Here is a 19,287-nt window from a genome sequence, read left to right on the forward strand (position 1 = left end):
ATGCCCCGGACAACGGATCCCGTGCGGCGACTGCAGGAACGCGCGGCCGCGCTCGAAGAGACGCTCGCGCATCTCGACCTCGACGTCGAAGAGATGCGGGCCGAGCGCGCAGACGGTGTCGCCGACGACGAACACGATCCCGAGGGTGTGACCCTCTCCGCCGAATGGCAGCGGATCGACGCGCTCCGGCGGTCGGCGCTCGCCGAACAGGTGCAGATCCAGAGTGCGCTGGGCCGCGTCGCGGACGGCACGTACGGCGTGTGCATCCGGTGCGGCAAGCGGATCCCCGCCGGACGCCTCGAGGTGCGGCCCATGGCGGCGATGTGCGTGGAGTGCACCGAGGCCACCGGCGGCTGACCCGATCCGGGATCACCGATCGGTGCGTTCTGCCGCTCACCGGAAAACTCCGAGCACTACTCAATCTCGGGGCGAATATGCTCAAATCACACGCTGACGGCGCCACGAGCAGCCGCTGGATTGGACGATGGGGTTCATGGGCAACACAACCGGTTCCACTGCACTTCGCGAAGCGATCGCCGAGCTCGACCCCGAGCTGCGCGACGGCCTCGAACGGATCATCGGGGGTCTCGACCCCGAGGATGTCGCCGAACGCGAGCCCCGCGACATCGTCGGCGCCGCCCGGTCGATGCGCGACCTCGCCGCGCGCCGGACGAAGGGGCAGACCCGCGTGGCGGTGTTCACGCCCACGCTCAGCGAGCACGGGTGGAGTTCCCGCCGCACCATCGTCAACATCTGCACCGACGACGCCCCGTTCCTCGTCGACTCGGTGATCGCCGCGATCGCCCGGCAGGGGCTCAGCGTGCATCTGCTCGTGCACCCGATCGTCGCGGTGCGCCGCGACGAGCAGGGCGAGCTGCTCGAGATGGATGCCCACGGCGGCGACCTCGAGTCGTGGATCCACCTGGAGGTCGACCGCATCCCCACGGAGGAGGGCCGCACCGAACTCGAGGAGCGCCTGCTGTCGGTGCTGGGCGACGTGCACGCCGCGATCGACGACTGGCAGTCCATGCGCCGCGCCTGCCTCGACATCGTCACCGACCTGCGCACCGCCCCGCCCGCGTCGGCCGACCCGGCGACGATCCAGCCGACGATCGACTTCCTCAGCTGGCTCGCCGACGACAACTTCACCTTCCTCGGCTACCGCGAGTACGCGCTGGAGACGGATGCCGACGGTGAAGACATCCTGACGCCCGTCCCGCACACCGGTCTCGGCATCCTGCGCAAGCCCACCACCGCGCCCGCGCACCTGCGCCCCGAGGCGCAGCGCACCGCCCGCGAGCCGCGCCTGCTCACCATCACCAAGGCCAACTCCCGCGCCACGGTCCACCGCGACGTCTACCTCGACTACATCGGCGCGCGCACGTTCGACGAGCACGGCAACGTCACCGGCGAACGGCGCTTCCTCGGCATGTTCGCCTCGGGGGCGTACGCCGCCTCGGTGACGACCCTCCCGATCGCGTCGACGAAGGTGCACGCGGTGCTGGAGGCATCCGGATTCACGCCGATGTCGCACTCCGGCAAGGACCTGCTGCAGATCCTCGAGCAGTACCCGCGCGACGAGCTGTTCCAGGACACCACCGACCACCTGCTCCAGGTCGCCACCGAGGTGAGCCGGCTGCGGGAGCGCCGCCGGGCCCGCGCGTTCCTGCGGCGCGACGAGTTCGGGCGCTTCGTCTCGGCCCTCGTCTACCTGCCCAAGGACCGCTACAACACGGCGCTTCGCCTGCGGATCGAGAACCTGCTGCGCAAGGTCTTCGCAACCGACAACGTCGACCATGCCACGTGGGTCGGGGATGCCCCGCTCGCGCAGCTGCACTTCGTGGTGCGCGTGCCGCGCGGCACCGCGCTGCCCGAGGTCGACGAGACCGCCCTGCAGGCGCAGCTGATGGAGGCGGTGCGCGGCTGGGACGAGGCGTTCGTCGACGTGCTGCACCAGGAGTACGGCGAGGACGAGACCGCGCGCCTGCTCGCCCAGTACGGCGAGGCGTTCCCGCTCGCGTACAAGGAGTCGGTACGCCCGGACGAGGCCCTCGACGACATCGCCCTGCTGGAGAGCCTGGATTCGCGCGAGTTCGCGGTGCACCTCAACGTGCCCGAGCGCGACGATCCCGACAAGCGCGTGCTGACCGTCGTCTCGCACCGCGAGTACCCGCTGACGCAGGTGCTGCCGATCCTCACCGACCTCGGCACCGACGTCGTCGAGGAGCGCCCGTACACGATCACCCTGCCCGGCGGCGAGATCCGGTACATCTCCGACTTCGGCCTCATCGCGCCGGTGGTCGAGCGCTGGAACGACCCGGCCTGGGGCACCGACTTCGAAGACGCCTTCGCGGCATCCTGGACCGGCGCCGCCGAAAGCGACCGCCTCAACTCGCTGGTGCTGCTCGGCGGCCTCGACTGGAGGCGGATCGTCATCCTCCGTTCGATCGCGATGTACCTCCGCCAGATCGGCTCGGCGTTCTCGGTGGAGTACATCGAGCAGGCCCTCGTCGCGCACCCCGACCTCGCGCGCGAGCTCGTGCGCCTGTTCGCGCTGCGCTTCGACCCCGGCGTCAGCGGCGACCGCGCCACGCAGGTGGAGGCCGTCGAAGCCGAGCTGCTGCGCAAGCTGGATGCCGTCTCCAGCCTCGACGACGACCGCATCCTGCGCTCGTTCATCGGCGTCATCGACGCGACCTGGCGCACCAACTTCTACCAGCCGGATGCCGACGGCCGAGCGAAGCCGTGGGTGTCGATGAAGCTCGACTGCTCCCGGGTGCCCGGCCTGCCCAAACCGCACCCGATGGCCGAGATCTGGGTGTACTCGCCGGAGGTCGAGGGCGTGCACCTGCGCTTCGGCAAGGTCGCCCGCGGCGGGCTGCGCTGGAGCGACCGCCGGGAGGACTTCCGCACCGAGATCCTCGGCCTCGTCAAGGCGCAGATGGTCAAGAACGCCGTCATCGTGCCGACCGGGTCCAAGGGCGGATTCTTCGCCAAGCGACTGCCCGCCCCCACCGACCGCGCCGCCTGGCTCGAGGGCGGCAAGGCCGCGTACCGCACCTTCATCCGGGGCCTGCTGGATGTCACCGACAACCGTGACGGCTCCGAGATCGTGCCGCCCCCGAACGTCGTCCGCCACGACGGCGACGACTCGTACCTCGTGGTCGCCGCCGACAAGGGCACGGCCACGTTCTCCGACATCGCCAACGCGATCTCCGAGGAGTACGGATTCTGGCTCGCCGACGCGTTCGCGTCCGGCGGCTCGGCCGGCTACGACCACAAGGCCATGGGCATCACCGCGCGCGGCGCGTGGGAGTCGGTCAAGCGGCACTTCCGCGAGCTCGGCCTGGACACCCAGACCGAGGACTTCACCGTCGTCGGCGTCGGAGACATGTCCGGCGACGTGTTCGGCAACGGGATGCTGCGCAGCGAGCACATCCGCCTCGTCGCGGCGTTCGACCACCGGCACGTGTTCGTCGACCCGCATCCGGATGCCGCGGCATCCTTCGCGGAACGCAAACGCCTGTTCGAGCTGCCCGGCTCCTCGTGGGACGACTATGACCGGTCGCTCATCTCGGCGGGCGGCGGAGTGTTCCCGCTGTCGCTGAAGTCCATCCCGGTGACCCCGGAGATGGCCGAGGCGCTGCGCCTCGACCCCGCCGTGACCCGGCTCACCCCGCTCGAACTGAAGCGCGCGGTGCTGCTGGCCCCCGTCGACCTGTTCTGGAACGGCGGCATCGGCACCTACATCAAGGCGAGCGACGAGACGGATGCCGAGATCGGCGATCGCGGCAACGACGCGATCCGCGTCAACGGCAACCAGCTGCGCCTGCGGGTGGTCGGCGAAGGCGGCAACCTCGGCGTCAGCCAGCGCGGCCGCATCGAAGCCGCACTCGCCGGGGTCAGCATCAACACCGACGCGATCGACAACTCCGCCGGCGTCGGCACCTCCGACCGCGAGGTGAACATCAAGATCCTGCTCGGAGCCCTCGAACGCGACGGGCGCCTCGACCGGGAAGCCCGCAACGAACTGCTCCGGTCGATGACCGACGAGGTGGCCGAGCAGGTGCTGCGCGACAACTACGAGCAGAACGTGCTTCTGGGCAACTCGCGTTCGAACGCCGCCGTGATGCTGCCGGTGCACGAGCGGCTCATGGAGTGGCTCGAGGAGCGCGACGAACTCGACCGGGAACTGGAGTTCCTGCCCGGACCCGCCGAGGTGCAGGTGCGCGAGGGCGAATCCCGCGGCCTGACCCGGCCCGAGTTCGCGGTGCTCCTCGCCTACGCGAAGCTGGCGCTGAAGACCGACCTGAACGCGTCCGGTCTCGCCGACGACCCGTGGTTCACCGGCACCCTCGCCGAGTACTTCCCGGAGCCGATCCGCCAGGCGTACGTCGGCGACCTCAACGCGCACCCGCTGCGCACCGAGATCATCGTCAACGCGATCGTGAACTCGATGGTCAACCGCGGCGGCATCACGTTCGCCTCGCGTGCGGCCGACGAGACCGGGGCATCCAGCGAGCAGATCGCCCGCTCGTACGTGGCCGTGCGCGAGATCTTCGACCTGCGCGGCTTCGTCGCGGCCGTCGAAGCCACCGACAACCTCGTGCCCACCGCCGTGCAGACCGACCTGTACCTCACGTTCCGCCGGCTGCTCGACCGGGCCACCCGCTGGTTCGTGCAGCACCGCCCCGACGGATTCGACATCGGGCGGCAGATCGACGACTTCCGGCATCCGGTCGTCTCGCTCTGGGCCGACCTCGGCGAGCTGCTGCTCGGCAGCGACCTGCAGCGGTTCGCCGGCCGGATGGTCGAGCTGCAGGATGCCGGCATCCCGCCCGAGCTCGCCCGCCACGGCGCCGGCATCCTCGACGCGTTCTCGCTGCTGGACATCGCCGAGTGCTCGCGCGTGCGCGGGTGGGAGCTGCGCGAGGTGGCCGAGCTGTACTACGCGATGTCGGCGCGGCTGCGGTTCGAGGAGATGCTGACCAAGGCGACCGCGCTGCCGCAGACCGACCGCTGGGGGTCGATGGCGCGAGCCACGATGCGCGACGACCTGTATGCCGTGATGATCGAGCTCACCGCGACGATCCACCAGGTCACCGAGCCCGCCGACCCCGAGACCCGGATCGAGGCGTGGCTCGAGGATGCCGGTCCCACCGCTCGGCGCGTGCTGGCGGAGGCGCTCGCCGCCGCCCACGCGGAGGACGGCTCCGGGCTCGCGACCCTGTCGGTCGCGGTGCGCCGGCTGCGCTCGCTGGTGCACTGAGGCGGCCGGTCGTTTCGCGGGTTCGAACGAGGGGATCTGACGAAACGAGGACGGATGCCGCGGCATCCGTCCTCGTTTCGTGCACGCTCCTCGAACGAGGGCCAGCCGTGGATCAGTGGATGACCAGCTGTATGCCGAAGTACAGCGCGCCGAGTCCGGCGAGCACGCCGACGAGTGCGACGAGGCAGACGGCGACGCGAGGGTGCCGCGAGAGTACCTGCGAGAAGAGGAGCGCGGGCGCCAGACACCAGATCGTCGCCGGGATGAGGGCGAGGAACCAGGGCCACATCTCGTACGTGAGGAGTCCAGCGACAACGCTCGCCACGACCGCGAGTCCCAGTCCTGCGAGTCCCACGACGAGGAGCGTCGCCCGGGGACTCGCCGAGTGGCGGCGCGTTCGTCGCAGGACGGGGACGCCGACGGCGAGAGTTGTCGGCAACAGGACGAGGTACCCGGCGAGGAGGTACCCGAGGGCGTTCACAGCACCGAGCACGGTCGACCCGCCTGATGTGGCGATCCCGAGCACGGCAGCGCCGGCGAGGAGACCTACTCCTGCCCCGGCGAGGATGCCGAGGATCGTGATGTGAGGTTCGCTGCGCGCGACGCCGCCGGTGCTCATGCTCGATCCGCGACGGTGCTGCCGCAGATCGACAGCTGTGGCTCAATGGCGCGGGCCGCCATGCGGGACGACCCGTGAGGCGGCCTCGAACGAGAAGACCCCATGCTCCGCCTCATGCGGTCCGCGCTGCGCTTTCAGCTCGAACGAGGAACAGCGCGGACCAGGTTGATCGCATTGACGAGGAACGAGGTTCGAAGCGCAAGCGCATACTTGGCCTCCAACGCCAGCGATCGTGGGTCGGCGAGGCCGCGTTCCACGTCAGCGGGGTCGAGGCCGGTGAGCCGGGCGATGTTCTCGGGGGTGAGGCACATCTCGCCGGTCAGCGACTCGAGGATCGACGTCAGCCGCTCGTCGTCGCCCACGGTCGTCCCCTCCGTCAACAGCCCGGCGAGTATCGACACCCGCATGCTGTCGCCGGGCGCGAACGCCTCCCGCCCCGCGGCGACCATCGTGCCGGGCGGGGGCCGGCGCTCGGCAAGCGTCGAGTGGAGTTTCGCTGCGTCGATCTGCGTCATCGCCGCGAGCGCCCCTTCAGAGACGGCATCCTCCGCGACGAGACGTGCCAGCTCGCCGATCACATCGACCGAACCCATGGTTGTTCCTCGCTTAGGGGTACTTGTAACTGGTGTTGTTGGGCATCGTTGCTGCCACGGGGACTCCCAAGAGGAGCGCTTGTCCGGAGAGCGTCCCAAGATACCTGTGTCCGTGGAGCCTGCTCGTCGGTGCCGACCCAGAGAACCTCGTCGTCGACACCAAGCCGCCACTCTGTCCGTTGTTGGTGTCAATGATGGAGAAGCTTCCGGAGAACGTTGTCGCCGGGCAGGTCATTGTGATGCTCCAGTGAAACACACCTGCTGACGCCGAGACGGTGAGATATCCGCAGTTCCCCGAGTAGGTCGCGTTCGGCGAAATCAACATCCTAGGCACGTGGGACGTCTCCAGAGCGGCCATCCCGACGTTCACAGATTCACCATCACTGATGTCGACGGTCTGTCCGCCGATATCGAGCTGAAACTGCGACGAACTGCTCCCGCTCGTCGCCGCATACGCGGTACTTGTACCTCCGCTCGCCACCATCCCTGCCGCTAGCATCGCCGCCACGAGCAATGCGCTGGTCTTGATCTTCATGTGACCTTTCCCTTCCCGTTTGAAGACGGACTTCGTAGCCCGATGTGACTACGCCTTCGTCCGTCACCTCGTCTGAGAGGTAAGTCCTGGGTACAGGCATGGGCGCTCACGAGACTCGTCGCGCCGGAAATTGAGTACTCGAACGAGCAGATTGAGTAGTCGACGGAAGAAACCGTGGAGAGTGAGCCCGGCAGGTAGGCTCGGGGCCTATGGCCGCAGGCGCAACGATCCACACCTTCGACGTCCAACTGGCCGATGTGGACCGCGGTGTCTACGAGTCGCTGGCGCTGCGGCTGGCGCGGCATCCGTCCGAGACGGATGCGTTCATGATGACGCGGCTGCTCGCCTACCTCCTCGAGTACGAGGAGGGTATCGAGTTCAGTGAGGGCATCTCGGCGACCGAGGAGCCGGCCGTGCTGGTGCGCGACCTCACCGGCGCGGTGACGGCGTGGATCGAAGTGGGCGCGCCGGATGCCGCCCGCCTGCACTACGGCAGCAAGCTCGCCGGCCGCGCGACCGTGTACACGCACCGGGATCCCGCGAAGGTCATCGCCCAGTGGTCGGGCAAGCGCATCCACAACTCCGAGGCGATCGTGGTGCACAGCTTCGATCCCGGGTTCATCGACGCCGCGACCACCGGCCTGGAACGCCGCAACACGCTGACCGTCTCGGTCACGGAGCGGCACGTCTACCTCGAGCTGAACGGCACGAGCGTCGAGTCCGACATCCACGACCACCCGATCGTCTGAGCAGCCATGCGCGCAATCCCGGCGGGGATGGACCCGCAGATCGTCGCGGACATCGACGAGCGGCTACAGGATGTCGCGCGCACGCACGACGTGCGCATCCCGTGGGCGATCGAGAGCGGAAGCCGGGCGTGGGGCTTTCCGTCTCCGGACAGCGACTACGACTGCCGTTTCATCTACGTGCGGCATCCGTCCGCGTACCTGACGCTCTGGAGGGTGCGCGACGTCATCGAGACACCGCTCGACCACATCTTCGACGTCAACGGGTGGGATCTCGCCAAGGCCGTGCGTCTGATCGCGAAGGGCAACGTCGCCGCCATCGAGTGGCTGCAGTCGCCCATCGTCTACTCCGGCGATGAGGGGTTCCGCGATCGGCTTCTCGCACTCGGTGACGAGATCATGCCGCGGGATGCCGTCGGCCGGCACTATCTGCACGTCGGGCGGCGGCAGCTGCATATCGGGTCCGGCTCGCTCAAGCGGTTCTTCTACGCGCTGCGTCCGGCCGCGGCCCTGCGGTGGATGGACGATCATCCGGAGGCCGTCATCCCGCCGATGGACCTGCCGACCCTGCTCGCGGAGTCGAGCGTGACATCGCAGATCCGGGATGCCGCAAGCGAACTGATCGCGGCGAAGGCCGTGACGCGCGAGCTCGGTGCCGGGACTCCGCCTGGAGTGCTCGAGGACTTCGTCGCGGCGGAACTCGAGCGGGGTGCCGTCTTCGACGTGCGGATGCCGGACCAGGACCGTCAACAGCAGGTGTGCAGACGTGCCGACGAGTGGTTCCTGGCCGAACTCGATCGCGGCTGACGCGTCCCCGGGGTTGTGCGCGGGTGGGGCGGGCTGACCTTGTCGAAGCCCATGTGCCCGGGGTCTTGCCCTTCGACAGGCTCAGGGCGCGGGTCCGGGGCTCAGGGCGCGGGTCCGGGGCTCAGGGCGCGGGTCCCGGGTGTCAGGGCGTCGGGGAGGGGGAGCCCTCGGCGGCGACGACGGGGGCCCGCTCGAGCTTGCGGAGGTCGGCGGCGACGCGGTCGGCGAGGTAGGCGTGACCGGCCGTGGACGGGTGGTTGCTCGCCGTGCGGCTGGTGTCGATGACGTCGAGGTAGTTGGCCGGGGTGATCCACTTCTCCGCGATCGGCGACAGGTACGGCCAGCTGCGGGCGGCGGCGAGTTCGCGCAGGGTGGTGTCGATCTTCGCCGTCGCCGGCTCCACCGGAAGCACCTGCGGGGCCGGGCCGAGGATCACGATCTGCGCCTTCGGATACTTCGCCGCCAGCGCGTTCCACGCACTCGTCACCGCCGCGCGGTACCCCGTCGGGTAGCGGTGCCGGTCGTTGATCGACCCTTCGACGATGATCAGCTCAGGGTCGAGGGACGGATCGAGCGCCGCGATGCGCGCGCCGTACGCGGGGCCGTCGATCCCGGGCTTCAGGTAGCCGCTGCCGCGCACGCCCGCGACGATGGTGTGCACGTCGAGCTTGTCGGCGAGCAGGTACGCGAAGCCGAGGGTCGGCCGGATCGCCGCCGAGCCGTACACCCACGAGTCGCCGAAGACGAGCACGCGCTCGCCCGGGCGCAGCACCAGCGGGGCGGATCCGGATGCCTGCGCCGCCGCTTTGCCGCCCGAGGCATCCGCCGGGGTCTGCAGGGGATCCCACGGCCGGGTCGCCAGCAGGGCGCACAGCACCGCGACGACCAGAGCGGCCCCGACCAGGAGCCACGGCCGCCGTGCCCGGAAACGGCCGTGCGCGTGCATGAGCAGAGCGTACGTCAAGAAAGCCGTGAGCACGGGCCCTGAAGATCCCCGCCCGGTGCTCGGGGCCTGCGCGGCCCGGCCGGATGGGTGGATACTGCTGGGAGCGTCCTACCCGAAGGAACCCGCATGATCCCGAGCCTCCCGCTCTCGAACGGTCGCGCCATGCCGCAACTCGGGCTCGGGGTCTACCTCGTGTCCGACGTCGCCGTCTGCGAAGCCAGCGTCCTCACCGCACTCGAAGCCGGATACCGCCTGCTCGACACCGCCGTGCTCTACCGGAACGAACGGGCCGTCGGCCGGGGCATCCGGGCATCCGGCGTCCCCCGCGACGACGTCTTCGTCACCACCAAGCTGTGGCCCTCGCAGTTCCGGTACGAGAAGGCGGCTCGCGCGATCGACGGATGCCTCGAGCGCCTCGGCACCGGGACCATCGACCTGCTGCTGCTGCACCAGCCCGTCGGCGACATCCGGGGCGCGTGGCGCGCGCTCGAAGACGCGGTGGATGCCGGCAAGGTGCGCTCCATCGGGGTGAGCAACTTCACCGTCGCGGATCTCGACCCGCTGCTGGCGGACGCCCGGATCGCGCCCGCCGTGAACCAGGTGGAGCTGCATCCGTACTGGCAGCAGCCCGACCTCCTGCCCTACCTGGCCCGGCACGACATCGTCGCCGAAGCCTGGTACCCGCTCGCGCACGGATCGAAGAAGCTCCTCGCCGAGCCGGTGATCGCGACCGCCGCCGCCGCGCACGGCAAATCGGCGGCGCAGGTGGTGCTGCGGTGGCATCTGCAGCGCGGGTTCGTCGCGATTCCGAAGTCGACCGACCCGGCCCACATCCTGGCGAACCTCGAGCTGTTCGACTTCGAGCTGACCGACGCCGAGATGGCCGGCATCGACGCCCTCGGCACCGACCGGCCCATGATGCGCGTGCCACGCTGGGCGATGGCCGCCGGGATGCCCCTCATGCCGGTGCACCCTTTGCCGTGACGCCGGCGCACGGCCAGGATGCCGGGCGCCGGATGCAGGGAACGGCACGGGATGCCGGGTCAGTGCGGGCCATATGCCTTCGTCGGCATGAACTCGTAGACGAGGCGCTGCTCGTCGACCATGCGGGCGCGGAAGGCATCCTCCTCGAGCTCCTCGCCGTACCAGGCGAGGGGCCCGGTGGGGCGGCCCTGCATCACGCGGAACAGGTCCACGTTGAGCTGCGGGGCGTCCGGACCGTCGAGGATCGTCACCGTCGCCTCGATGCTCAGATACGCATATGCCTTGTCGAACACGAACAGCGTGCAGCGCGGATCACGACGCAGTCGCTCCGTGCGGACGCGCCCCGCCGTGCCGCTGCTGCGCAGCCGCCCGTCGACGAGCGCGACCCCCACCCGCACCGCCTTCGGTCTCCCGTCGTCGGCGACGGTGATCATGGCGGCCGCGTGGTGATTCCGCAGGAACTCCTGCTGCGTGTCGGTCAGCTCCATGGGTGCCTCCGGTGGTCGGTCGTCCTCGTCGCCCGGCTCAGGACGCCGGCTCGTAGCTGCCGGGCTCCCAGCAGCGGGTGGTGACGCCGATGCGGTTCCAGGCGTTGATCGTCACGAGCAGCGAGATCAGCTGGGCGAGTTCGTCCGGTGCGAACTGCTGGGCGGCGGCGTCGAAGACATCGGCCGGCACGTGCCCGTCGGTGAGCACCGTGACCGCCTCGGTCAGCGCGAACGCAGCCTGCTCGCGGGGGGAGAACCAGTCGGTCTCCCGCCAGGCCGGCAGGGCGTCGAGCCGCTGCTGGGTCTCGCCGCCGGCGCGGGCATCCTTCGCGTGCATGTCGATGCAGTACGCGCAGCCGTTGATGGTGGATGCGTGCAGGCGCACCAGCTCGCGCAGCGACGGCTCGAGGCCGAGGCCCGCGACGGCATCCAACCGGCTCATCGCCGAACTGAACCGGGGCACCAGCGCGTCGAAGTCGAGGCGGGGCGTGCTGTTCGGACCGGGCGTGGGAGGTGTGATCATTCTGCGATCCTCTCAAGCCCGGTCGTTCGACGCGCCGCTCACGCGCGGTGGTCGAGAACTCCCAGGCACCGGGTGAAGGTCGCCAGGTCCGGACCGTCGAGCGCGGCGAAGTAGGCGCGATCGGCGGCTTCGACATCGGCATTCGCCCGGTTCGCGAGCGCCGCCCCGGTCGGCGTGGGGGCGAGCGCCACCGCCCGCCCGTCGGTGGGATGCGGCATCCGCGTCACGAATCCCTTCGCTTCGAGGGTCCGGATCACCTGCGACGTCATCATCACGTCGGTGCCGGCGTGCGCGGCGAGGTCGCGCTGGGTGACCGGGTCGGCGGCATCCATCCAGGTGAGGGATGCCAGCAGCACGAACTGCACGTGGGTGAGATCGTGCGGCACGAGCGCGGCGCGCACGGCGCGCTGCCACGCGTTCGTCACGCGCCACAGGGCCAGGCCCGGACTGTCGGATGCCTCCCCGAACTGCGAGTCGAGCGCCGGGGTCACGGGCGCGACTCGGCCGCCGCGAGGAGCTCCGCCATGGCGACGGGGAAGTCGCCGCTGATCTGCGGCCCGAGCTCCGGGCCGACCTCGTCGGACCCGTCGCCGGTGATCTCGAGCGTGTGCGTGACCCGGGTGCCCCCGTCGTGCGCGGCCAGCGTGTGACGGAAGGTGAGCGTCAGGTCGCCGAACACGGTCTGGTCGGCGTACACGCGGACCGGGTCGAGTTCGACGATGGTCGAGGTCATCGACTCCTGGCCCTGCGGCGTGACGGTGAGGGTGGTGCCGGCCGCGAACGGACCGTGCAGCTCGAACGAGTCCGAGTTCGGTCCGAGCGGGATGCCGGAGTGCAGAGCCGTCAGGGCATCCCAGACGTCCTCGGGCGTCGCGGTCGTGGTGACGTCGTAGCTTGTCGTCCACATGGTGGGCCTCCCGAACTAGTATGTGCGCTTAGTATATGCCCGTCCGCCCGACGGGTTCAAGTGCCAAGTTCTGCGGGTGGAACGGCAGTTCTTGGCACCCGAACCGGTGCCCGGGGTGGCCGAGAACAGGAACATGGCCGAGAACAGGCCGGATCGGCCGGCATCCTCCTGTTCTGGGCCATCTGCCTGTTTCCGGCCGAGCCGCCAGGCCTTGCGACCGGTCGCACAGATTTTGCCGCGGACTACTCAATTTGCCTTGGAACGCACTCAATCTCATCGATCCGACGAGGCTGCGGGCCCGCTGCGCGTTTACTGGTGCCGGACAGGTGATCGACCCAAGGGAGAGAACATCGTGAAGAAGTCATCGATCAGAGTCGGCGCGGCCGCCGTCGTCACCGCAGTACTCATGGCAGCCGGTTCGTCTGCCGCCTCGGCGCTCATCCTCGACCAGGGCTCGACATCGTGCCCGAGCATCAAGCACGTGTACGTCTATTCGGACGCCAACGGGACCGTGAGTCACTACGCAGGTGACATCCTGATCGGTCAGTACAACAACAAGAGCACCTACCGTTATCACTCGAGCAACTCGTGGCGTCAGTCGACGAGGTGGGGCGTGGCCGGGACCGGCAGCAAGTACTACGACGGCGCATTGTGCAGCTGGTAGTTCGCGCGGCGCCCGCGGCCCTGGTCATCGGTGCGGTCATCGCCTTCACGGGTTGTGCACCGCACAACCCGCAGGGCACGAGCGCCTTCGACTCCAAGACAGCGCGATACGTGGCAGAGCAAGCAAAGCTGTACGCCCAGGGCATGCGGATCAAGGACCCTCCGACGGTCAAGCTGGTTAGATTCGTCCTTCCGGACGAATGGGCTCCGGCTCAGGTGCAGTGTCTGCGGAAGGCAGGATTTCACGTCGGGCTCACCCCGGACGGCGAAGGGGTGAGCTTCCCGCGGTTCGGCGACAAGGCATTCGAAGACCAACTGAGGTTGGCGAGTTACACCTGCCAGGTCGAGTACATGGTCCCGGCGAAGTACCAGGCTCCGCTGACTCGCGCGCAGCTCCATCGCCTGTACGTGTATCGGTCGACCGAGCTTGTTCGCTGTCTCGAGGGACTGGGACACGCCCCCGCGGTACGAGCCCCGAGCGAGTCGTACTTCGTGGAGACCAAGGGTGCGTGGACCCCCTACGCGAGCGCATCGATCCCGGACAGCGACCTTCGGCGAACGACACGCGCGTGTCCCCAGGACCCGGCCGATCTGTACCGATAGGTCGCGCTGCCCCTCATGAGAAGTCGTGCCGGTGATGACCCCGAGCGAACCGCTGATGGGGTCCGTCGAGTCGTCCCGATGTGGTTTGCCATCGTGCTGGTCGGGGTTCTCGGGGTGGTCGCCGGGTCATGGGCGCTCGTCACCGTCCTCCGGCCCGTTTCGGACCCCTCGACCGTCGCCAAGTACACCTATGCCCGCGTGACCGCAGGAAAAGTGGGGCAGACCTTGAACCTCGATGTGGTCGCCCGATGGACGTCGACGCTCGCCGGATCGAACCGGGCGGCAGGCGTGGTGACGAGTGTCGACATCAAACCCGGTCAGCTCATCGCTTCCGGCCAAGTCCTGTACTCGGTCGATCTGCGCCCGGTCGTCGCCGCGCGCGGCTCGGTCCCGACATTCCGCGCGATCGGGCCGCACACCAGTGGGCGCGACGTTTCCCAGTTGCAGAGGATGCTCACCGCGACGCGCTTCTACGCCGGCCCGATCGACGGAACCGCCGGGGCCGGAACAGTGGCCGCGATCAAGGCCTGGCAGAAGTCGCGCGGCGAGGATGCCACCGGAACGGTCGAACGGGGCGACGTGATCTTCCTCCCTTCTCTTCCGGCTCGCGTCACGCTCGACACGAAGGTCGTCAGCCGAGGCGCAAGCCTGGCCGGCGGCGAACCGGTACTCCAAGAGTTGCCCGCCGCGCCTCGATTCACGCTCGCGCTGACCACGGCGCAGGCAGCGCTCCTGACGAGCGGAACCCGGGTCGACGTCACCGCCCCGGGCGGCGCGGTGTGGCACGGAGTCTCCGGCGAGCAGGTATCCGATCAGCAGACCGAGATCGTCACGGTCTCTGTCGACGGACCCAAGGGGGCGGTGCTGTGCGGGCGAGACTGCGACCGCATCCCTCCCGAGGGCGAGACGCGCTTGTCATCCTCGGTCCTCGTCGTACCGACTGTTTGGGGGCTCGTCGTCCCCTCGTCGGCGCTCGTGACCGGAGCGGATGGGAAGGTCGCCGTCATCACCGATCACGGCACCCGTCGTCCAGTCAGGGTGAGGACGTCTGCGGAGGGGATGTCCGTGATCGACGGAGTGCGCGCGGGCGAGCGCGTCCGCGTTCCCGGCGGCGACGCGGTGCCCCAGTGAAACCGGTGATCGAGGCGCGCGAACTCGGGTTCGATTGGTCGCCCCGGATGCCTGTGCTCGACAACTGGTCGGCCGCATTCGAGTCGGGCACGATGACCGCGCTCACGGGGCCGTCGGGGCGCGGAAAGTCCACGCTGTTGTATCTGCTCGGGTTGATGCTCCGCCCGACACACGGTCAGGTGCTGATCGACGGTGAACCCGCATCCGCCCTGCCTGACGCCGCCCGTGCGCGCATCCGCTCCGCGCGCTTCGGCTTCGTCTTCCAGGATGCCGCACTCGACTCGACCCGCACCGTGATCGACAACGTGACCGAAGTCGCCCTCTACCGCGGCGACGACCGTCAGGCGTGCGCACATCGCGCGCGAGAACTCCTCGAACGATTCAGCGTCGACGTTCCGCCGCTCCGCAAGCCGACGCAGGTGTCCGGCGGCCAGGCTCAGCGCATCGCGCTGTGCCGCGCATTGCTGAGCCGGCCGCTCATCCTTCTCGCCGATGAGCCGACCGGAAACCTCGACCCGGCGACGACGAGGACCGTGGTGGGCGCCCTCGCCGAGCACGCGCACAGCGGTGCGACGGTGATCGTCGTCACTCACTCGCCGGCGGTCGCCGCGGCATGCGATCGGGAGATCCCGCTGTGAAGCACCAGCGACCCCTGTTGCGCGAAGCCGTGAAATCCGCGCGGTCGGCGCCGGTCGCATCCACACTCACGATGCTGATCATCGCCGGCATGGTGCTCGCCGTCATGCTGACCACCGGTCGCACCGTCGGCGCTGAGGACAAGGTGCTGGCTTCGATCGACTCGGCCGGGACGCGAACGATCCTGGTCCGCGCCGAACCCGGTGCGGGCCTGACGACCGACGTGCTCCGCAGGCTCTCGCACATCGAGGGGATCAGCTGGGCCGGAGCGTTCTCGGAGGCGATCGACGCCACCAATGCGCGTATTCCCGACGGCACCCGCGTCCCTGTGCGCCTCGTGTACGGTGCCGGTCTGGGCTCGCTCGGCATCCCTCCCGCCGCGCCCGCCCGGCTCGCGTACGCCTCGCAGGAGGCGCTCGCTCAGCTCGGGCTGCCTGATGTGGCGGGAGGTATCACGCTGACCGACGGCACGACTTACGGCATCGGCGGCCGCATCACGACTCCCGAGTTCCTCGCCGACTTCGAACCGGTCGTCGTCCTTCCCGAGCCTGCCCCCCGAGCTCCGCAGGCCGTCAGTCTGCTCCTGATCGTCGCGGCCCATCCCGAACTCGTCGGCGCACTCACCGACGCGGTCACGTCGGTCCTCGCGCCAACCGATCCGACGAAACTCACGATCCAGACCAGCGAAACGCTCGCGCACCTTCGATCGATCATCCAGGCCCAGCTCGGCGGCTTCTCGCGCCAGCTTCTCATCGGCCTGCTGATCGTCACCGGCATCCTGGTCTGCGTCATCCTCTCCGGGCTCGTGATGCTGCGGCGCAAGGACTTCGGGCGGCGCCGAGCGCTCGGTGCCACGCGCACCTTCATCCTCGGGCTGCTGCTCTTTCAGACGACCGTTCTCGCCCTTGCGGGCATCACTCTCGGAGCGGTGAGCGCTGTCGCCCTCCTCCTTGTCGCGGGTGACCCGCTGCCCAGGGCGGCCTTCACGATCGCCCTCTGCGTACTCACGCTCCTCACCGCGGTCGTCGCAGCGCTCCTGCCCGCCATCGTCGCGAGCAGGCGAGAGCCGATTCGCGAACTGCGCGTTCCGTAGACGCGTGTGTGCCTCGAGCCTGAGCGGCTGAGAACAGGAACATGGCCGAGAACAGGCCGGATCGGGCGGCATCCTCCTGTTCTGGGTCATCTGCCTGTTCTCGGCCGAGCCTGTCGCCCCGAGCCTGTCGCCCCGGGCCTGTCGCCCCGGGCCGGACGACGACGAAACGGTGACGGGTCGGTGAACGGTGGGCGAAATGGGGTGGAGGCATCCCTCGGGCTTCCTAGGCTGGCGGGCGTGTCCCGCGCCTCCCGTCCCCGCCCTGTGCGCGCCGGCGCGGCGGCGGCCCTCGCCGCGCTGACCGCGGCGACGCTGGCCGCGTGCTCGGCGCCCGCGAGCGCGGTGCCGACTGCGCCGACGATCGACGTCTCGGTGGACCGGTGCGGCCAGGGCTGGACCGACCCCGTTCCGGGAGCCGAGCGCTTCACCCTGCACAACTCCGACTCCCGCGCCGGCGAGGTGTACCTGACGGATGCCGGCACGGGCGCCGTGTACGCCGAGGTGGACCCGCTCGCCGCCGGCACCACCGCCCGGATGGACATCACCCTCGGCGCCGGAACGTACGCGTTCCGCTGCGCGATGGAAGACGAGCAGACCGTGATCGGCCCCGATGTGACGGTCACCGGCGGGCCGCGCACGTCGCCGAGCCCCGTCGCCGCCGTCGCGCAGGCCGACCTCCTCGACGCGACCCGGCAGTATCAGGCGTACGTCAGCGGGCAGCTGCCGAAGCTCGCCGCGCTCGCCGCCGCGCTCCGCACCGACCTCGCGCACGGCGACCTGGCCGCCGCCCGTCGCGACTGGCTGCCCGCCCACCTGCAGTACGAGCGGCTCGGGGCGGCGTACGGCGCGTTCGGCGCCCTCGACGACGCCGTGAACGGCCTGCCCAACGGCCTCCCGAAGGGCGTGGCCGATCCGGCCTGGACCGGCTTCCATCGACTCGAGTACGGACTGTGGCACGGGCAGGATGCCGCCACCCTGCGCCCGGTCGCGGAGCGACTCGCGACCGACGTCGGGCGCCTGAAGACCACGTTCGAGACAACACAGATCGACCCGCTCACCCTAGCGCTGCGCGCCCACGAGATCACCGAGAACGCCCTGCAGTTCGAGCTCACCGGCCGCACCGACTTCGGCAGCGGATCGAATCTGCAGACCGTCGCCGCGAACCTCGACGGCACTGCGACGGTGCTCGGCATCCTGAAGCCGCTGCTCATCAGCCGGGATCCCCAGCTGCCGGAGGTCTTCGCGCTGCTCGCGCAGGCCCGGCAGGATGCCGCCTCCCTCCCGCCCCTCGCGAAACTCACCACCGCGCAGCGCGAGAAGATCGACGCCCAGGTCGGCCAGCTCGCGGAGGACCTCGCGCCGGTGGCATCCGTGCTCGAACCGAGACGGGTGAACCAATGAGCCCCACCCCGCCGTCCGCCGCCCCGGGCCCCGCCGACTCCGCCAGGCCCGGCGCCTCGCGCCCAGAGGTCCCGGCCGCCGCCGGTCCCGCACCCGCGGCCTCGCGCCGCCAGTTCCTGCGCGGAGCCGTGGGCACCGCAGCCGTGTCGGGGGCGGCACTGGCCGGATTCGGCGCCGCCGCCGTGACCCGCCCGGAGCCGGCCGCCGCGGCATCCTCCGCGGGATCCGCCGACCGGGTCATCCCGTTCCATGGGGAGCATCAGGCCGGCATCCTCACCCCGCGCCAAGCCGCCGCCGCCTTCGTCGCGTTCGACCTCACCGTGTCCACCCCGGCCGAGGCCGCCGACCTGATGCGCGCCCTCACCGGGCGCGTGCGGTTCCTCACCACCGGCGGAACCCCGCCGAACCTCGGCATCTCGGCCCCGCCGAGCGATTCCGGACTCCTCGGGCCGGACGTCCCCGCCGGCGGCCTCACCGCGACGGTGGGCGTCGGATCCACGTTCTTCGACGTGCTCGGGATCCCGAGGCAGCGTCCCGCGAAACTGCGGCCCATGGACACGTTCGCGAACGACGACCTCGATCCGGTCCGCTGCGGTGGCGACCTCGTGCTGCAGCTCTGCGCCGACAGCCGGGACGTCGTGCTGCACGCCCTGCGCGACCTCGCCCGGCACACCCGGGGCGCCATGCAGGTGCGCTGGCGCATCGACGGCTTCGACTCGCCGTCGCGGCCGGCCGGGGCATCCCGCAATCTGCTCGGGTTCAAAGACGGCATCGTCAACCCCGCCGCGAGCGAGTCCGACAAGCTCATCTGGGTGCAGTCCGGCGCCGGCGAGCCCGCCTGGGCGACCGGGGGCAGCTACCACGTGCTTCGCGTCATCCGGATGCTCGTCGAGTTCTGGGATCGCGTGACCATCTCGGAGCAGGAGCGCATGATCGGACGGCGCCGGGACTCCGGAGCGCCGCTCAGCGGCAGTCGCGAGACCGACGTGCCCGACTACACCGACGACCCCAAGGGATCGGCGGTCCCGCTCGACGCGCACATCCGGCTCGCGAATCCGCGGACGCACGCGACGGATGCCTCGAGGATGCTGCGTCGCGGCTACAACTACGACCTCGGCACCGACGTCGACGGCAACCTCGACATGGGACTCGTGTTCAACGCGTTCCAGCAGGACCTCGACCGCCAGTTCGTCGCGGTGCAGAAACGCCTCGACGACGAGCCCCTCGTCGACTACATCTCGCCCGTCGGCGGCGGGTACTTCTTCTCGCTGCCCGGCGTGCGCGACCGGTCCGACTGGTACGCCCGGGCGCTGCTCGGCTGAGCCGCCGCGGGTCGCGGCATC

19 protein-coding genes are annotated in these 19,287 nt (G+C 69.7%); 11 read left to right on the forward strand and 8 right to left on the reverse strand.

Annotated features, from left to right (window positions below; genetic code table 11):
- Positions 1-357 (forward strand): TraR/DksA family transcriptional regulator, encoded by a 357-nt coding sequence (locus LK09_RS17070; protein ID WP_039402373.1) that lies wholly within the window; start codon positions 1-3, stop codon positions 355-357.
- Positions 358-493: 136 nt separating this feature from the next.
- Positions 494-5,269, forward strand: a complete 4,776-nt coding sequence (locus LK09_RS17075; protein ID WP_039402376.1) for an NAD-glutamate dehydrogenase — start codon at positions 494-496, stop codon at positions 5,267-5,269.
- 112 nt (positions 5,270-5,381) lie between these two features.
- Here the strand turns inward: LK09_RS17075 and LK09_RS17080 are convergent, their stop codons facing one another.
- The 3 genes from LK09_RS17080 to LK09_RS17090 all read right to left on the reverse strand — a co-directional run bounded on the left by LK09_RS17080 (position 5,382) and on the right by LK09_RS17090 (position 7,016).
- A complete protein-coding gene (locus LK09_RS17080; RefSeq protein WP_039402264.1) occupies positions 5,382-5,888 on the reverse strand; it encodes a hypothetical protein in 507 nt (168 codons plus the stop codon).
- Between the two features lie 134 nt (positions 5,889-6,022).
- Positions 6,023-6,481, reverse strand: a complete 459-nt coding sequence (locus LK09_RS17085) for an HTH domain-containing protein (protein WP_039402266.1) — start codon at positions 6,479-6,481, stop codon at positions 6,023-6,025.
- 13 nt (positions 6,482-6,494) lie between these two features.
- Positions 6,495-7,016: a hypothetical protein gene (locus LK09_RS17090; RefSeq protein ID WP_039402268.1), complete on the reverse strand. Its 522-nt coding sequence runs from the start codon at positions 7,014-7,016 to the stop codon at positions 6,495-6,497.
- A 209-nt stretch (positions 7,017-7,225) separates the two neighbouring features.
- On the opposite strand from LK09_RS17090, the gene LK09_RS17095 reads away from it, so the two are divergent.
- Positions 7,226-7,765 carry a YaeQ family protein gene (locus LK09_RS17095; RefSeq protein WP_039402270.1) on the forward strand — a complete coding sequence of 180 codons (540 nt, stop codon included), beginning with the start codon at positions 7,226-7,228 and terminating at the stop codon, positions 7,763-7,765.
- 6 nt (positions 7,766-7,771) lie between these two features.
- Entirely contained in the window at positions 7,772-8,569 is a 798-nt protein-coding gene (locus LK09_RS17100) for a nucleotidyltransferase domain-containing protein (protein WP_052226936.1), read from the forward strand.
- Between the two features lie 142 nt (positions 8,570-8,711).
- Here the strand turns inward: LK09_RS17100 and LK09_RS17105 are convergent, their stop codons facing one another.
- Complete coding sequence (locus LK09_RS17105) at positions 8,712-9,515, reverse strand: SGNH/GDSL hydrolase family protein (protein WP_082008359.1); 804 nt, start codon at positions 9,513-9,515, stop codon at positions 8,712-8,714.
- A 126-nt stretch (positions 9,516-9,641) separates the two neighbouring features.
- Between LK09_RS17105 and LK09_RS17110 the strand changes: the two genes are divergently transcribed.
- On the forward strand, positions 9,642-10,499 hold the full coding sequence (locus LK09_RS17110; RefSeq protein WP_197061094.1) for an aldo/keto reductase: 858 nt from the start codon (positions 9,642-9,644) through the stop codon (positions 10,497-10,499).
- Between the two features lie 59 nt (positions 10,500-10,558).
- On the opposite strand, the gene LK09_RS17115 is transcribed toward LK09_RS17110, so the two are convergent.
- Genes LK09_RS17115 through LK09_RS17130 form a run of 4 tightly spaced genes read right to left on the reverse strand, consistent with a single transcriptional unit; the run spans position 10,559 to position 12,417 of the window.
- Positions 10,559-10,987, reverse strand: coding sequence for a TIGR03618 family F420-dependent PPOX class oxidoreductase (locus LK09_RS17115; protein ID WP_052226937.1), 429 nt, complete (start codon positions 10,985-10,987; stop codon positions 10,559-10,561).
- A gap of 37 nt (positions 10,988-11,024) precedes the next feature.
- Entirely contained in the window at positions 11,025-11,510 is a 486-nt protein-coding gene (locus LK09_RS17120; RefSeq protein WP_039402272.1) for a carboxymuconolactone decarboxylase family protein, read from the reverse strand.
- Positions 11,511-11,548: 38 nt separating this feature from the next.
- A complete protein-coding gene (locus LK09_RS17125; RefSeq protein ID WP_039402273.1) occupies positions 11,549-12,001 on the reverse strand; it encodes a MarR family winged helix-turn-helix transcriptional regulator in 453 nt (150 codons plus the stop codon).
- Entirely contained in the window at positions 11,998-12,417 is a 420-nt protein-coding gene (locus tag LK09_RS17130) for an SRPBCC family protein (protein WP_039402275.1), read from the reverse strand. Before LK09_RS17130 ends, LK09_RS17125 begins: the two co-directional genes overlap by 4 nt.
- A gap of 352 nt (positions 12,418-12,769) precedes the next feature.
- Here LK09_RS17130 and LK09_RS17135 point away from each other — a divergent pair, with 352 nt between their 5' ends.
- From LK09_RS17135 to efeB, 6 genes are all read left to right on the forward strand, one after another.
- Complete coding sequence (locus LK09_RS17135) at positions 12,770-13,081, forward strand: hypothetical protein (RefSeq protein WP_039402277.1); 312 nt, start codon at positions 12,770-12,772, stop codon at positions 13,079-13,081.
- Positions 13,082-13,761: 680 nt separating this feature from the next.
- Positions 13,762-14,814: a peptidoglycan-binding domain-containing protein gene (locus tag LK09_RS17145; RefSeq protein ID WP_052226938.1), complete on the forward strand. Its 1,053-nt coding sequence runs from the start codon at positions 13,762-13,764 to the stop codon at positions 14,812-14,814.
- Positions 14,811-15,452, forward strand: a complete 642-nt coding sequence (locus LK09_RS17150) for an ABC transporter ATP-binding protein (RefSeq protein ID WP_052226939.1) — start codon at positions 14,811-14,813, stop codon at positions 15,450-15,452. Before LK09_RS17145 ends, LK09_RS17150 begins: the two co-directional genes overlap by 4 nt.
- A gap of 71 nt (positions 15,453-15,523) precedes the next feature.
- On the forward strand, positions 15,524-16,543 hold the full coding sequence (locus tag LK09_RS17155; protein ID WP_231563123.1) for an ABC transporter permease: 1,020 nt from the start codon (positions 15,524-15,526) through the stop codon (positions 16,541-16,543).
- Between the two features lie 237 nt (positions 16,544-16,780).
- Positions 16,781-17,944, forward strand: a complete 1,164-nt coding sequence (locus LK09_RS17160) for an EfeM/EfeO family lipoprotein (protein WP_231563125.1) — start codon at positions 16,781-16,783, stop codon at positions 17,942-17,944.
- Positions 17,941-19,266: an iron uptake transporter deferrochelatase/peroxidase subunit gene (gene efeB / locus LK09_RS17165; protein ID WP_082008350.1), complete on the forward strand. Its 1,326-nt coding sequence runs from the start codon at positions 17,941-17,943 to the stop codon at positions 19,264-19,266. The genes LK09_RS17160 and efeB overlap by 4 nt, the downstream gene beginning before the upstream one ends.
- Positions 19,267-19,287: the final 21 nt, after the last annotated feature.

It is taken from the genome of Microbacterium mangrovi (assembly GCF_000802305.1).
GTDB lineage: Bacteria > Actinomycetota > Actinomycetes > Actinomycetales > Microbacteriaceae > Microbacterium > Microbacterium mangrovi.